At 63.6% G+C, this 13,865-nt stretch carries 11 protein-coding genes; 4 read left to right on the forward strand and 7 right to left on the reverse strand.

Translation table 11 applies throughout. The annotated features are described in order from the left end of the window. Positions 1-38: 38 nt before the first annotated feature. A complete protein-coding gene (locus tag J7E83_RS06635) occupies positions 39-908 on the reverse strand; it encodes a sulfurtransferase (protein ID WP_214960187.1) in 870 nt (289 codons plus the stop codon). Between the two features lie 97 nt (positions 909-1,005). Between J7E83_RS06635 and J7E83_RS06640 the strand changes: the two genes are divergently transcribed. Next, the gene (locus J7E83_RS06640; RefSeq protein WP_214961029.1) at positions 1,006-2,070 is read left to right on the forward strand and encodes a PLP-dependent cysteine synthase family protein; all 1,065 of its coding nucleotides are present in this window, start codon (positions 1,006-1,008) and stop codon (positions 2,068-2,070) included. Between the two features lie 5 nt (positions 2,071-2,075). Here J7E83_RS06640 and J7E83_RS06645 read toward each other — a convergent pair whose 3' ends face one another. Beyond that, positions 2,076-2,732, reverse strand: a complete 657-nt coding sequence (locus tag J7E83_RS06645) for an MBL fold metallo-hydrolase (RefSeq protein WP_214960189.1) — start codon at positions 2,730-2,732, stop codon at positions 2,076-2,078. A 124-nt stretch (positions 2,733-2,856) separates the two neighbouring features. Here J7E83_RS06645 and J7E83_RS06650 point away from each other — a divergent pair, with 124 nt between their 5' ends. Next, on the forward strand, positions 2,857-3,360 hold the full coding sequence (locus tag J7E83_RS06650; RefSeq protein ID WP_214961031.1) for a Fur family transcriptional regulator: 504 nt from the start codon (positions 2,857-2,859) through the stop codon (positions 3,358-3,360). A 77-nt stretch (positions 3,361-3,437) separates the two neighbouring features. Here the strand turns inward: J7E83_RS06650 and J7E83_RS06655 are convergent, their stop codons facing one another. The 5 genes from J7E83_RS06655 to J7E83_RS06675 form a co-directional block, all read right to left on the reverse strand. Then, positions 3,438-4,313, reverse strand: coding sequence for a metal ABC transporter permease (locus J7E83_RS06655; RefSeq protein WP_214960191.1), 876 nt, complete (start codon positions 4,311-4,313; stop codon positions 3,438-3,440). Then, the gene (locus J7E83_RS06660) at positions 4,313-5,128 is read right to left on the reverse strand and encodes a metal ABC transporter ATP-binding protein (RefSeq protein ID WP_214960193.1); all 816 of its coding nucleotides are present in this window, start codon (positions 5,126-5,128) and stop codon (positions 4,313-4,315) included. The genes J7E83_RS06655 and J7E83_RS06660 overlap by 1 nt, the downstream gene beginning before the upstream one ends. Further along, positions 5,125-6,132, reverse strand: coding sequence for a metal ABC transporter solute-binding protein, Zn/Mn family (locus J7E83_RS06665; RefSeq protein ID WP_214960195.1), 1,008 nt, complete (start codon positions 6,130-6,132; stop codon positions 5,125-5,127). The genes J7E83_RS06660 and J7E83_RS06665 overlap by 4 nt, the downstream gene beginning before the upstream one ends. A gap of 86 nt (positions 6,133-6,218) precedes the next feature. Further along, on the reverse strand, positions 6,219-7,289 hold the full coding sequence (locus J7E83_RS06670; protein WP_214960197.1) for a hemolysin family protein: 1,071 nt from the start codon (positions 7,287-7,289) through the stop codon (positions 6,219-6,221). Next, positions 7,286-8,620 (reverse strand): hemolysin family protein, encoded by a 1,335-nt coding sequence (locus tag J7E83_RS06675; RefSeq protein WP_214960199.1) that lies wholly within the window; start codon positions 8,618-8,620, stop codon positions 7,286-7,288. Before J7E83_RS06675 ends, J7E83_RS06670 begins: the two co-directional genes overlap by 4 nt. 582 nt (positions 8,621-9,202) lie before the next feature. Between J7E83_RS06675 and J7E83_RS06680 the strand changes: the two genes are divergently transcribed. After that, the gene (locus J7E83_RS06680; protein WP_214960201.1) at positions 9,203-13,027 is read left to right on the forward strand and encodes a multifunctional oxoglutarate decarboxylase/oxoglutarate dehydrogenase thiamine pyrophosphate-binding subunit/dihydrolipoyllysine-residue succinyltransferase subunit; all 3,825 of its coding nucleotides are present in this window, start codon (positions 9,203-9,205) and stop codon (positions 13,025-13,027) included. 156 nt (positions 13,028-13,183) lie between these two features. Further along, on the forward strand, positions 13,184-13,783 hold the full coding sequence (locus J7E83_RS06685; RefSeq protein WP_214961039.1) for a GDSL-type esterase/lipase family protein: 600 nt from the start codon (positions 13,184-13,186) through the stop codon (positions 13,781-13,783). Positions 13,784-13,865 lie beyond the last annotated feature (82 nt).

The following is a 13,865-nucleotide window of genomic DNA, read 5'->3' on the forward strand; positions in this document are numbered from 1 at the left end:
GCTACCCCCGCGAGCCGCGCCATTTCCACTCCGAGGGATCACGCGCCAGTCAGGTTAGGGCGCTCCCCGCCGTCGGGCTCGCTGCCCGTCACCACCGGCAACGCCGGGTTGTTGGACCATTCGGAGAATGATCCGGGATAGAGCGCTGCCCCGAACCCGGCGATTTCGAGCGCGGCGACCTCGTGGGCGGCGGTCACGCCGGAGCCGCAGTACACAGCCACCGGGACGCCGCGGCTGATTCCGAGCCCCTCGAACCGGCGCCGCAGTTCGTGTGCCGGCAGGAAGTGCCCGTGTTCGTCCAGATTCTCCGACGTCGGTGAACTGAGGGCGCCGGGAATGTGGCCAGCGCGGGGATCGACGGGTTCAATCTCGCCGCGGTACCTTTCGGCGGCGCGGGCATCAAGGAGGATGCCGCTGCCAGCCCAGCCTGTGGCAGTGTCGGCGTCGATGGCAGGCATCCTGCCCTCCTCTAGGGAGACGTTGCTGGCGGAAACGTCAACAGGTCCGTCCTCCACGGGCAGTCCGGCAGCGCTCCAAGCGGCCAGGCCGCCGTCGAGCAGGTAGACGTCCTGGAAACCCGCGTTGCGGAGCATCCACCAGAGCCGCGCAGCAGCCAGGTTGCCACTGTTGTCGTAAGCGACCACCACATCGCCGTCGTTGATCCCCCAGCGCCTGGCGGCGGCCTGGAATTCCGACGGCGGCGGGAGGGGATGCCTTCCCCGCTCAGCCGCCGCGGGCGCGGCGAGATCCGTGGCGAGGTCCACGAAGACCGCACCGGGGAGGTGCCCCTCGAGGTAGTGTTCCCGGCCATGTGGATCACCGAGCACCCAGCGGACGTCCAGCAGTACGGTGCGCTGGCCGCCGGAACGGCGGGCTTCCAGTGCGGCGACGTCCATGAGCGGACCCATGATTCTCCTTGGGGGGTTGGGGCAGCGGATCTGACTACCTTAGCCCCGGTCCAGGGCTGGCCGCCGGTAGGCTGGTGCGGTGAAGAGCCCACGCAGCATGGACCGGACCTGGGCAAGCCAGGCGATCCGCAAGATCACCGCAGAAAACAACCGCTCAGCGGACACCCATCTCTACGTGGTGCCGTTGCCCGAGCACTGGGGCGTCCAGCTCTACCTCAAGGACGAATCAACGCACCGCTCCGGCAGCCTCAAGCACCGGCTGGCCCGCTCGCTCTTCCTTTTCGGGCTGGTGAATGGCTGGATCCGCGAGGACACCACCATCGTGGAAGCTTCCAGCGGCAGCACAGCGGTCTCAGAGGCGTATTTCGCCCAGCTCCTGGGCCTTCCCTTTGTGGCCGTCATGGCCCGCACCACCAGCCGGGAGAAAATCGATCTGATCGAGCAGTTCGGCGGTTCCTGCCTGCTGGTGGACCACGCATCGGAGGTCTACGCCATGGCCGAGGAGGTGGCGGCGACCAGCAACGGCCACTACATGGACCAGTTCACCTACGCTGAGCGGGCCACGGACTGGCGCGGGAATAACAACATCGCCGAGTCCATCTTCCAGCAGCTGGCCCTTGAAGAGCACCCTGTCCCCCGCTGGATTGTGGTGGGCGCCGGAACCGGAGGGACCAGCGCGACCATTGGCCGATACCTCCGCTACCACTGCCACGACACTCGCCTCGCCGTAGTGGACCCCGAGAATTCGGCGTTCTATCCGGGCTGGCGTGACGGCGTGACAGGCTTCAGCACAGGAATGCCCTCACGCATTGAAGGCATCGGGCGGCCCAGGATGGAGCCCAGCTTCGTCCCCTCGGTCATTGACAGCATGATCCAGGTCCCCGATGCCGCGTCCGTTGCCGCCATGCGGCATCTGCGCACACTGGCGCATCTGCATGCCGGGCCGTCCACGGGCACGAACCTGTGGGGTGTATGGCAGCTCGTGGCCGAAATGATCGCCGAGGGGCAGCGCGGCAGCATAGTGTCGCTGATGTGCGACGGCGGCGAACGGTATGCAGGGAATTACTACAACCCTGCATGGCTGGCCAACCAGGGGCTGGACCCTGCGCCCCACGAGGCAGTCATCCGCCGGTTCTTCGATACGGGCGTCTGGAGCGGGTAGTTCCGCTAGACCTCCACGGTCTCGCCGGTGGACAGGTGCGTGAACTCCGTGCCGTACTTGGCACCGAGGCGGGTTACGTGCGCCTCGACCATCTTCACGCCCATCTCGTTCAGGAGCCCGTCATGGAGCTGGAAGGCGCGCGGAGCACGGACGCCGATCACAAAGTCCACCACCTCGCTGGCCTTGTTCCACGGTGCATGGATCGGGACCAGCAGGGTCTTGACGCTGATGCCGTCGGGGATGATGAATGAGTCACCCGGGTGATAGACGTTCTCGTCCACGAGGTATCCGATGTTCGCGACCACAGGGACCTGCGGATGGATCAGGGCGTGCTGTCCGCCGAAGCTGCGGACGCTGAAGCCTGCTGCCTCGAAAGAGGATCCAGGCTCAACGGTGTGGATCCGGGCTGCCGCCTCCGGCGCTTCTTTCCGCAGGTTGGCGGCCACCCCTGCGGGGGCGAACACCGCCAGGCCGTCCATCCCGCGGAGGGCATTTACCATCGCGGGAACGTCTATATGGTCACCGTGCTCGTGGGTGATGAGTACAGCGTGCGCGCCCTGCAGGGCCTCCTTTGCCTCAGAGAATGTTCCCGGATCCAGCACGAGCACACGGCCGTCCTTGTCGAGCCGGATGCAGGCGTGCGTGTATTTGGTCAGCTTCATAGCGCCAGCCTAGGGTCCGGTCCGGGGCCATGTCCACGAAGCTCGAGCCTGTGTGGCCATGGCTTATGAGGACCCGCTGGTAATCTTGATCTTTGCCACCATCCTTAGGGAAGCGAGTCCATCAATGCCGTTCGGCACCAAGGCTGACGAAACGACGCCGTCCACTCCCTCGCCCGCCGCGGGAGCAGGCGCTGCTGCAGGCGCTGCGACCGGCGCGGGCAAGGAGCAGCGCGTCACCAAGCAGCGGCTGGCCGTCAGTGCCGCGCTGGACGAACTCAACGACTTCGTCAGCACCCAGGAGCTCTACCGCATCCTGCAGAATCAGGGCGTCTCCGTGTCCCTCGCGACGGCGTACCGGATCCTGCAATCCCTTGCGGACGAGGGCCTGGTGGACGTCCTGCGCAACAGCGACGGAGAGGCCGTCTACCGCCGCTGCGCGGTGACCGGCCACCACCACCATCTCCTGTGCCGGAACTGCGGCAAGGCGGTTGAAGTTGAAGCTCCGGCCGTGGAAACGTGGGCAGCCCGGACAGCGGCAGATCACGGTTACACCGACGTGGCGCACACCGTGGAGATTTTCGGACTGTGCCCGGACTGCACCGCGCTCAAGGCCGCGGGTAACCTCTGACTGCACGGGTCTGCTCCCGGTTGCCCCGCGGCCTCGCTGCACGGGGCTGCTCCGCACCCGCCGCGCCGTTTGAGGCGTCAGTGCGCGTGCACGATACGCCCGTTGATCCCCCTCTTGGCGCGGACGCTTCCAATGACACGGCACACCACATAGATCAGGAATGACAGGGTGGTGACGTAGGGGCTGATGGGAATGCGGCCGCCCAGGGCCAGGAGGATACCGCCCACCGTGGCCGTCATGGCAAAGGTAACGCTCAGAACCACCACAGTCAGCGGGGAGGATGTCACGCGCAGGGCTGCGGCCGCTGGTGTGATGAGCAGTGCGAGCACCAGAAGGGCTCCGACCACCTGGATGGACAGCGCCACGCTCACGCCCAGCAGCACCATGAAGACGAGGGCGAGAGCCCTCACAGGTACGCCGCGGGCCTCGGCCAGCTCCGGATCAACGCTGGCAAAGTTCAGCGGCCTCCAGATGACCACCAGCGCAGCCATCACCACGATGGCTGTCCCCGCGAGTGCCTGCAGCTGGACAGTGTCGACGGAGACGATCTGTCCCGTGAGGAGACCGAACTTATTGGCGGCCCGGCCCTGGTACAGGGACAGGAAGAGGATGCCCAGGCCCAACCCGAAGGGCATAATCACACCGATGATCGAGTTCTTGTCCCGCGCCCTCACTCCCATCAGTCCCAGCAGCAGTGCGGCCACCACGGAACCGATGAGCGAGCCGAAAACTATGTCAGCCCCGATCAGCAGGGCAAAGGACGCCCCCGCGAATGACAGTTCCGAAATGCCGTGTACGGCAAAGGCGAGGTCCCGCTTCATGACAAACGTGCCCACGAGCCCGCCCAGGAGGCCAAGGACCGCCCCTGCCCAGATGGAGTTCTGGACCAGCACCAGGAGTTCGCCGTAGTTCTCGAAGCTGAAGATCGATCCGATGATGCTGTCCGCGTCCATCAGGCCACCTCCCCCGCTGTCACGTGGACATCAGCATGGTGGTGCGTGGTCGCATCCGGGAGACCGACGACGACGATGCGCCCGTTGGCGTGGATGACCTCCACATGGCTCCCATACAGCTCCGATAGGACCTCGGTGGTCATGACTTCCTGCGGTGTCCCCACCCTGAAGCTGCCGCCGGCGAGGTACAGGACGCGGTCCACGTAGTCGATGATGGGGTTGATCTCGTGCGTGACAAAAACTACGGCACTGTTCTGCTCGCGGCACTGTTTGTTGATCAGCGCACTGACCGCCTGCTGGTGATGCATGTCCAGGGACAGCAGGGGTTCATCGCAGAGGAGAACCTCCGGATCCGTGGCGAGGGCCTGCGCAACCCTGAGCCGCTGCTGCTCACCCCCGGAAAGCAGACCCACGGGCACGTTGGCGTAGTCAGTGGCTCCAACCACTTCCAGGAGCTCGTCGATCCTGCGGTTTGCCTTGGATTTGTGAAGGCGCAGTCCCCAGCGGTGACCGTCCACGCCGAGCCCCACCAGGTCCCTGGCGCGCATGGGAGTATCCGGGGCAAACGACTTCTGCTGGGGGATGTAGCCAATGAGGCTGCTCCCCCGCTCAACTGCGTGACCCCCCAGCATGGCCCGGCCCGCGTGCAGGTCCTGGAGACCAAGGAGGACTTTCAGGAAACTGGTCTTTCCGCTTCCGTTAGGGCCAAGGACGGCGAAGAATTCGCCGGGCCTGATGTCCAGGTCGAGATCCTCCCAGAGCGCCCGTTTGCCGAACTGCAGGGACGCTCCGCGGAGGCTCACCACTGGTTTCAACTATTTTTCTCCAAAGCTTTGCTGATGTTATCCACATTGTCTGCCATCCACTGCAGGTACGTCTTGCCCTCGGGCAGTGTTTCGCTGAAGTCGACCACGGGAACACCGGCAGCTTCGGCGGCCTTCTTGAGCGCTTCCGTCTGCGGCCCCTCCGTTTGCGTGTTGTAAGCGAGGAACCTGACGTCCTTGGATCCCGCGAGATCGGTAGCAGCCTTCAGCACGGAAGGCGGGACATCGGTGCCTTCCTCAATCGCAGCACTGTACTCTTCGGGGGTCTTGTTCTCCAGTCCGGCGGCCTCAAGCATGTAGAGCGGAACAGGTTCGGTAATGGCTACCGGCGATCCGCCCGCGCTGACCTTCAAGGTGGCGAGCTTGGCAGTGAGCCCCTCCAACCCGGCTTTGAAGGTTGCCGCATTTGAAGTGAACGACGCGGCAGATCCTGGCTCGAGTTCTCCAAGTTTGGCCGCCAGTGCGTCCGCCAGCTTGTTCATCGCGTCCATGCTGTACCAGACATGTTCGTTGAAATCGCCATGGCTGTGGTCGTGCCCGTCTCCAGAAGCATCGCCCGTCGCGCTGGGCTCCGCGCTGGAGCCCTGGTCGGCTGCGGGAGCCAGCCCGGAAACGTCCACGACGCTGAGAATGTTGCTGTGCGGGATGTTGCTGTCGTCGGCAATCTTGTGGATGAAATCGTCATAGCCACCGCCGTTCCCGATCACCACATTTGCCTTGGAAACCATCAAACGGTCCTGCGCAGTGGCCTCATAGGAATGCGGGTCCTGGCTGGACTTGGTGATGACGGCCTCAACGTTGACCTTGTCGCCGCCTATGGCCCGGGCAATGTCCCCGTAGACATTCGTAGAAGCCACAACGTGGACCTTCCCGTCAGAAGAAGGCGAAGAGGACGAGTTGCTCGAAACGCTTGCTGCCGGACTGCACGCGGTTAGCAACAAGCCCAGACCGGCGATGGTGGCCAGGGATGTACGGATGGAGGCGGGACGGCGCACGGAAACCTCAACTCAGTTCAGGGGATGGACTTCTTATCTCCCAGAAGTCTAACCCTAAATAGGAATGATTCCTATTTAGATTCGTCTCAGGCGCCGTTCGGCTGGCCCAGCCGCCTGATACCGGTGGCCTGGGTGGCATCCCGGATCTCGCCCACCAGCAGTTCGATCACGTCTTCGAGGAACAACACGCCATGGGTCTGGCCGTCGGGACCGATAACCCGGGCGAGGTGCGAGCCGGTGCGCTGCATGACGGACATCGCCTTTTCGATCTCATCGTCCAGGGCGAGGTTCGCCAGGGAGCGGATCCGGCTCTCAGCAATGGGGTGCTGATAGTCGGCCTCAGGAATGGACAGCACGTCCTTCACATGGAGGTAGCCTGCGAGCATACTGTCGTCGTCGAGCATGGGAAACCTGGAAAACCCTGTTCTGCTGACCGCTTTCTCGAACTCAACCGGGGTGGTTGCCGCCTTCAGCATGACCAGTTTGTCCAGCGGCACCATGATGTGCGATGCGGTGTGCTCTGAGAATTCCAATGCACCGGTAATCAATCCTGCGTCGTCGTCCACGAGGCCGTGGCGGGTGGACTCCTGCACGATCGACTGCACCTCCTCGAGCGTGAAGGATGAATTCACTTCGTCCTTGGGCTCAATCCGGAGGAGCTTCAGGATGTGGTTCGCGGACCAGTTCAAGGCCACGATCGCTGGCCTGACCAGGCCGGCCACAAACATCAGGGGAGGGGCGAGGAACAGGGCCGCCTTGTCTGCCACCGATACCGAGATATTCTTGGGGACCATCTCGCCGAAGGTCACATGGAGGAAGGTCACCGCCATGAGGGCTATCCCAAACGCCACGACGTCGGCGATCTCCATCGGCACCCCGAAGGCCTCAAGCGGGGCGGCCATCAAGTGATGGATGGCAGGTTCTGCCACCTGCAGGATCAGCAGGGAGCAGACGGTGATTCCCAGCTGGGCGCAGGCCAGCATGAGGGAGACGTTTTCCATGGCGCGCAGGGTGGTCTGCGCCCTCAAGGATCCGGCGTCGGCCAGTGGCTCAATCTGGCTGCGCCTGGCTGACATCACGGCGAATTCGGCCGCGACGAAAAACGCGTTGCCCAGCAGGAGAACAATCAGCCAGAGAATCCCGGCCCAGTCACTCATCGTGCAGTCCCATCATGAGAGGCATGCTCAGACTTGGGGGCGGCCGGCTGGAAGCAGATTCTGTCGATTCTTCGTCCGTCCATCCTGGTCACGCTCAGCGTCCCGCCGCCCACGAAAACGGTGTCCCCCACGGAGGCAATGCGGCCCAGTTCACTCATGACGTAGCCGCCCACCGTCTCGTATGCAGCCTCGTCGGGCACTGTAAGTCCGGGGATCTGTTCGGACAGCTCATCCGGCCGCAGCAGCCCGGGAAAGTACCAGTCCCCTGACGCACTCTGAAGAAGGCCTGGCCTGACTTTGTCATGTTCGTCGGCCACTTCACCCACGATCTCCTCAACGAGGTCTTCCAAGGTGGCGATGCCTGCCGTTCCGCCGTACTCATCCAGCACAACAGCGAGCTGCAGGTTTCCCTCCCGGAGTTCGGCGAGCAGGGCATCGAGGTGGATGGTCTCCGGCACCCGCAGGACGTCGGTCATGATGGCTCCGGCCTCCAGGTTGGCCCGCCGGTCCCAAGGCACTGCCACCGCTTTCTTCACGTGGACGAGTCCCCGGATATCGTCCGAGGACTCCCCAATGACAGGGAACCGCGAGTAGCCGGTGCGCCGCGCGGCGTCCAGGATGTCCGATACCGGCTGGTCGGCGTCGATGGTTTCCACCCTGATCCGCGGCGTCATCACGTCCGCCGCCGTTCGGGCGGAGAAGTTCAGGGTCCGCGCCACAAAGTTGGCCGTGCCGACGTCGAGCGTTCCCATGGCTGCGGAACGCCGCACCAGGGAAGCAAGCTCGGCCGGGGTCCTGGCACCTGAAATCTCTTCCTTGGCTTCGAGGCCGAACACGTTCAGCACCTTGTTGGAGAAGCCGTTCAGCACGACGATGGCCGGCCTGAAAATGGCCGTGAAAACCAATTGCGGCCTGGCCAAGGCCTTACCTACCGGGAAGGACAGGGCGATCGCCATGTTTTTGGGTACCAGTTCACCCAGCAGCATGGACAGCAACGTTGCCAGTGCCATCGCAATGACCAGGGATATGGAGGCGGCCGCGACTTCGGGAATTCCGACGGCGGCGAGCGGGCCCTCCAGCAATTGGCCGACGGACGGTTCCATCACATACCCGGTCAGCAGGGTGGTCAAGGTAATGCCCAGCTGGCAGCTGGAAAGCTGGGTGGAAAGGGACTTCAGGCACTTAAGCAGCGGAACGGCCCCGGAGTCGCCGTTCTCGATGGCACGCTGGACTGTGGCCTGGTCCAAGGCAATGAGGGAAAATTCGACGGCGACAAAAAACCCGGTCCCGCCGATGAGCAGGAACCCTGCCGCGAGGAGCAACCATTCCATTCAGCATCCCGCCCTGGAAGACAGGGACGGACGGTGGACCACCTGGGCGTGGTGAACATTGCTGCCGGGAACATCGCTGTTGTGCGCTATGGCGCACTGCATGTACTTCGGGCGGAAACTGCCAGGCGGAGGATGGTCAGCCGTAGCCGACGCTGCTTCCCTGGAGGCTCCGGCGGGATGGACCGACGCAGATTGATGGGCGCGTGTTCGGGGTTTGCCGGCTCTGCGGGTGGACTGCGCGGCGCTGTTCTTCGTGCTCCGCTGACAGCCCCCAGGCCGGCACCTAGATTTACTGTCCATAAGAATTTCAGTCTACAGGAGCAGATTGCCGCGCCCGTCAGTGCTCACCGTCAGTCCGCGCCTGCCCTGCCGTGAGGGACGAACAAGGGGCTCCGCGACGCCATAAATGGCATTCGCTGCGTCACTTCATGATTTGGGTCACCCTTATTGGCAGTTAACACAGGATGCTCATTAGACTGGCAAAGGTCTGGGTTCAGAGGACGCAGAGACTGGTCCGAATGTTGTGCTGCGGCACCGTGGCGGCCAGAGAGAAATCAAACTCATGGAAGAGGCGTATTTCAAGTGCCAGAGCAGCCTAGCCACCGTCTACCAGAGGAATTTGGCGGAAACGAGTGGCTCGTTGACGAACTGTACGAGCAGTACCAGCAGGACAAGAACGCCGTTGATTCCAAATGGTGGCCCCTGTTCGAATCCTTCGACTCGGGCAGCGGTTCTTCTTCCAACGGGAACACAGCCCTCGCCGTAGCCCACCCCGCAACACGTGAAATGCCTGCGGTAGCTCCGCCTCCCGCTCCGGCCCCTGCTGAACCGGCACCGTCGCCGGCAGCACAGCCCGTAGCTCCTGCCGTTTCGCCGACGGCATCCGCCGTCACGCCGGCGCCCGCACCGGTGAAGAAGGCTCCCGCGACGATTGCCCGCGACGGCTCGAAGAAGACCGAGCCCGGATCTGGATCCCAGCCGATCCCGGCCCAGCTCCCCAAGAACGTCAAGGCTCCCACGGCACCTGAAGAAGACGTCGTCTCAGTACTGCGCGGCCCGGCCAAGGCCATTGCCTCGAACATGGTCACCAGCCTGGAGGTGCCCACCGCCACGAGCGTCCGGGCGATCCCTGCCAAGCTGCTGATCGACAACCGCGTTGTCATCAACTCCAACCTGGCCCGTGCACGCGGCGGGAAGGTTTCCTTCACCCACTTGATCGGCTATGCCGTCATCCGGGCCCTGTCGCAGTTCCCTTCCATGAACGTCTACTACGACGAAGTGGACGGCAAGCCCGTCGCGGTCCAGCCGGCACATGTCAACTTCGGCATCGCCATCGATATGCCCAAGCCCGATGGAACGCGCCTGCTGATGGTGCCGAACATCAAGAAGGCTGAAACGCTCAACTTTTCCGAGTTCTGGCACACCTACGAGGACCTCATCAAGCGCGCCCGCGCCGGCAAACTGACTGCCGACGACCACTCCGGCACTACGGTCTCCCTGACCAACCCGGGTGGAATCGGCACAGTGCACTCCGTGCCGAGGCTTTCAAAGGGGCAGGCAGCCATCATCGGCGTCGGTGCACTGGACTACCCTGCCGAGTTCCAGGGTGCCAGCGAAAAGATCATTGCGCACAACGCCATCAGCAAGGTCCTCACGCTGACGTCCACCTATGACCACCGTGTCATCCAGGGGGCCGGCAGCGGCGAGTTCCTGAAGCTGGTCCACCAGCTGCTGCTCGGCGCCCAGAACTTCTACGACGAGATCTTCGAGTCCCTGCGAATTCCGTACGAGCCGGTGCGTTGGAGCCCCGACCTGCAGGTCGACCCGTCAGACCAGATCAATAAAGTCGCCCGGATCCAGCAGCTCATCCACTCCTACCGGGTACGGGGACACCTGATGGCGGACACTGATCCGCTGGAGTACGTTCAGCGCAAGCACCCGGACCTTGACGTCCTGACGTACGGACTGACGTTGTGGGACCTGGACCGGGAATGGCCCACCGGCGGTTTCGGCGGCAAGCCCATGCTGAAGTTCCGGGACATCCTCGCCGTGCTTCGCGACGCATACTGCCGCACCACCGGCATCGAATACATGCACATCCAGGAGCCCGAGGAACGCAAGTGGTTCCAGGATCAGCTGGAGCACCCTTACTCCAAGCCCACCCGTGAAGAACAGCTGCGTATCGTCTCAAAGCTGAACGCTGCCGAAGCCTTCGAGACGTTCCTGCAGACCAAGTTCGTCGGCCAGAAGCGCTTTTCGCTGGAAGGCGGCGAGTCCCTGATTCCGCTGCTGGACGCCATCATGTCCGACGCCGCGGATGATGGCCTGGACGAAGTTGCCATTGGCATGGCCCACCGTGGCCGCCTGAACGTGCTCACCAATATCGCCGGCAAGACCTATGCCCAGGTCTTCCGCGAATTCGAAGGCACGCAGGATCCGCGCTCGGTGCAGGGATCGGGTGACGTCAAGTACCACCTCGGCACCGAAGGTACCTTCACCTCGGATAACGGCAAGGAGACCAAGGTCTACCTCGCCGCCAACCCGTCGCACCTTGAGGCCGTGGACTCTGTGCTGGAAGGCATCGTCCGCGCCAAGCAGGACCGTCTGGACCAGGGCGTGGCCTTCCCGGTCCTGCCCATCATGGTTCACGGCGACGCAGCTTTTGCCGGCCAGGGTGTGGTTGCCGAGACGCTGAACCTCTCGCAGCTCCGCGGCTACCGTACTGGCGGTACCATCCACGTGGTGGTCAACAACCAGGTGGGCTTCACCACGGCGCCGTCCTCATCCCGCTCGTCCACGTATTCCACGGACGTCGCCAAGATGATCCAGGCCCCCGTGTTCCACGTGAACGGTGACGATCCGGAGGCAGTTGTCCGCATCGGCCAGCTCGCCTACGAATTCCGCCAGCGTTTCCACAAGGACGTTGTGATCGACATGGTGTGCTACCGCCGCCGGGGCCACAACGAGGGTGACGACCCGTCGATGACCCAGCCGCTCATGTACAACCTGATCGAAGCCAAGCGCTCCGTCCGCAAGCTGTACACCGAGTCGCTCATCGGCCGCGGGGACATCACCGAGGACGAAGCGGAGCAGCTGCTTCGCGACTATCAGGAACGGCTGGAACGGGTCTTCGCCGAGACACACGCCGCCCAGACCTCACCGATCCCGATCATCACGGCAGACTCGGCCGCGGTATCGGACATCGAGCGTCCCATCGCCCAACAGGCCGACTTCGGCACGAACGCCCCGGCGTCGACGGCCATCTCCCCGGAGACGCTGGCCCGGATCGGCAAGGCGCACATCGAAGTTCCCGAGGGCTTCACTGTCCACGCTAAGCTCAAGCAGCTTCTCGAGAAGCGCGAGCAGATGTCCCGTGAAGGCGGCATCGATTGGGGCTTCGGCGAGATTGCGGCCTTCGGCTCACTCATCATGGAGGGCGTTCCGGTCCGCCTTGCCGGTCAGGACTCGCGCCGCGGAACGTTCGTTCAGCGCCACGCCGTGTTCCACGACCGCGCAAACGGCAACGAGTGGCTGCCCCTGGGCAACCTCTCGGACAACCAGGCCAAGCTGTGGATCTATGACTCCTTGCTCTCCGAATACGCGGCCATGGGCTTCGAATACGGCTACTCCGTCGAGCGTCCGGATGCCCTGGTCCTGTGGGAAGCGCAGTTCGGTGACTTCGTCAACGGCGCCCAAACCATCATCGATGAGTTCATCTCTTCGGCCGAGCAGAAGTGGGGCCAGCGGTCCTCGCTGGTGCTGATGCTGCCACATGGCTATGAAGGCCAGGGCCCGGACCACTCATCGGCCCGGATCGAACGTTTCCTGCAGATGTGTGCGGAAGAGAACATGATCGTCGCGAACCCCACGACGGCTGCATCGCACTTCCACCTGCTGCGCCGCCAGGCGTACAGCCGTCCCCGCAAGCCGCTGATCATCTTCACTCCGAAGCAGCTGCTCCGCCTCAAGGCTGCCGCGTCGCCCGTCGAAGACTTCACCACCGGCAGCTTCCGCCCCGTCATAGCCGACCATGAGCAGCTGGCGGCTGACGCCGTCGAACGCGTGCTGCTGGTGTCCGGCCGCCTGTACTACGATCTCTTGTCCACCCGGCAGAAGACCGATGACAAGACCACCGCAATCGTCCGCGTGGAGCAGCTTTACCCGCTGCCGCATGCCGAGATCGCAGCGGAACTGGCGAAATATCCCAACGCCGAAGTCGTGTGGGCGCAGGACGAGCCCGCCAACCAGGGGCCGTGGCCCTTTATGGGCCTCAACCTTCCCGGGGCCCTGGGCCGCGCCGTCCGCCTGGTCTCGCGTTCTGCGTCGGCCTCAACCGCTGCAGGTTCCATGAAACGGCATGCAGCCGAGCAGGATGCGCTCCTGAAGCAGGCATTTGCACGGAAGTAGCAATGGAGGCTGCCCGGCCGGACGTCGAAATACCAGACTCCGGCCGGGCAGTTCTGTTTAATGGGATCACGGCCATCCAAGAACAACCAGGCCCAAGCGATGATGCCCGCAGGGGCAGCATGGAATGCCATCCGGCACGGAAGTAAAGAGGAACTTGTGGAAGACAGAAAGCTGCGCATCGCAGCTGTTGGAGATGAACTTCTGGCCGGGCTGGGGGACCCCCGGGCACTCGGCTGGCTGGGCCGTGTCCTGGCACGCACTCCGCAGGACGGCCTGACGCTGGAAAGCTATGCCCTGCCCTGTCCCCAGGAAGGAACAGAAGGACTTGCTGCCCGTTGGCTGGAGGAAGCCGGCCGCCGGTTCAGCGACCAGCATGAAAACCGCCTGGTCATCGGCCTGTCCGGCCGGGACATTGAGTTCGGCCTCTCAACGGCGCGAAGCCGGCTGAACCTCGCCAACATCCTTGACTCCGCTTCCCAAAACCGGATTGAAGTGTTTGTGGTCGGCCCTCCGCCTACCCTGGATCCAGCCCAGAACCGCCGCCTGGGAGAGCTGAATACCGCCTTTGCGGACGTTACGACGCGGCGCAAGCACGCATATGTCGATACATTTTCGCCTCTCCTGAACCACGAGCAATGGCGCCAGGACCTCGCCGCCAACACGGGGACGCCCGGGCAGTCCGGCTATGGCCTGATGGCCTGGCTGGTTCTACACAGGGGCTGGTTCCAGTGGCTTGGAATGGACGCCCCCGAGTAGGCCGCTTCTCAAATCGCGATATATCTTGACCGGAGTCCCGTCGCGCTATATCTTGAACGGGTACGATATATCGCGACTTGGA

It is taken from the genome of Arthrobacter sp. ISL-48 (assembly GCF_018613805.1).
GTDB lineage: Bacteria > Actinomycetota > Actinomycetes > Actinomycetales > Micrococcaceae > Arthrobacter.

Bases quoted from the DNA above. Each gene is read 5' to 3' on its own strand.
- J7E83_RS06675 (WP_214960199.1), bottom strand. From the start codon at position 8,620: ATGGAATGGTTGCTCCTCGCGGCAGGGTTCCTGCTCATCGGCGGGACC.
- J7E83_RS06640 (WP_214961029.1), top strand. From the start codon at position 1,006: ATGGACCGGACCTGGGCAAGCCAGGCGATCCGCAAGATCACCGCAGAA.
- J7E83_RS06670 (WP_214960197.1), bottom strand. From the start codon at position 7,289: ATGAGTGACTGGGCCGGGATTCTCTGGCTGATTGTTCTCCTGCTGGGC.
- J7E83_RS06635 (WP_214960187.1), bottom strand. From the start codon at position 908: ATGGGTCCGCTCATGGACGTCGCCGCACTGGAAGCCCGCCGTTCCGGC.
- J7E83_RS06655 (WP_214960191.1), bottom strand. From the start codon at position 4,313: ATGGACGCGGACAGCATCATCGGATCGATCTTCAGCTTCGAGAACTAC.
- J7E83_RS06650 (WP_214961031.1), top strand. From the start codon at position 2,857: ATGCCGTTCGGCACCAAGGCTGACGAAACGACGCCGTCCACTCCCTCG.
- J7E83_RS06645 (WP_214960189.1), bottom strand. From the start codon at position 2,732: ATGAAGCTGACCAAATACACGCACGCCTGCATCCGGCTCGACAAGGAC.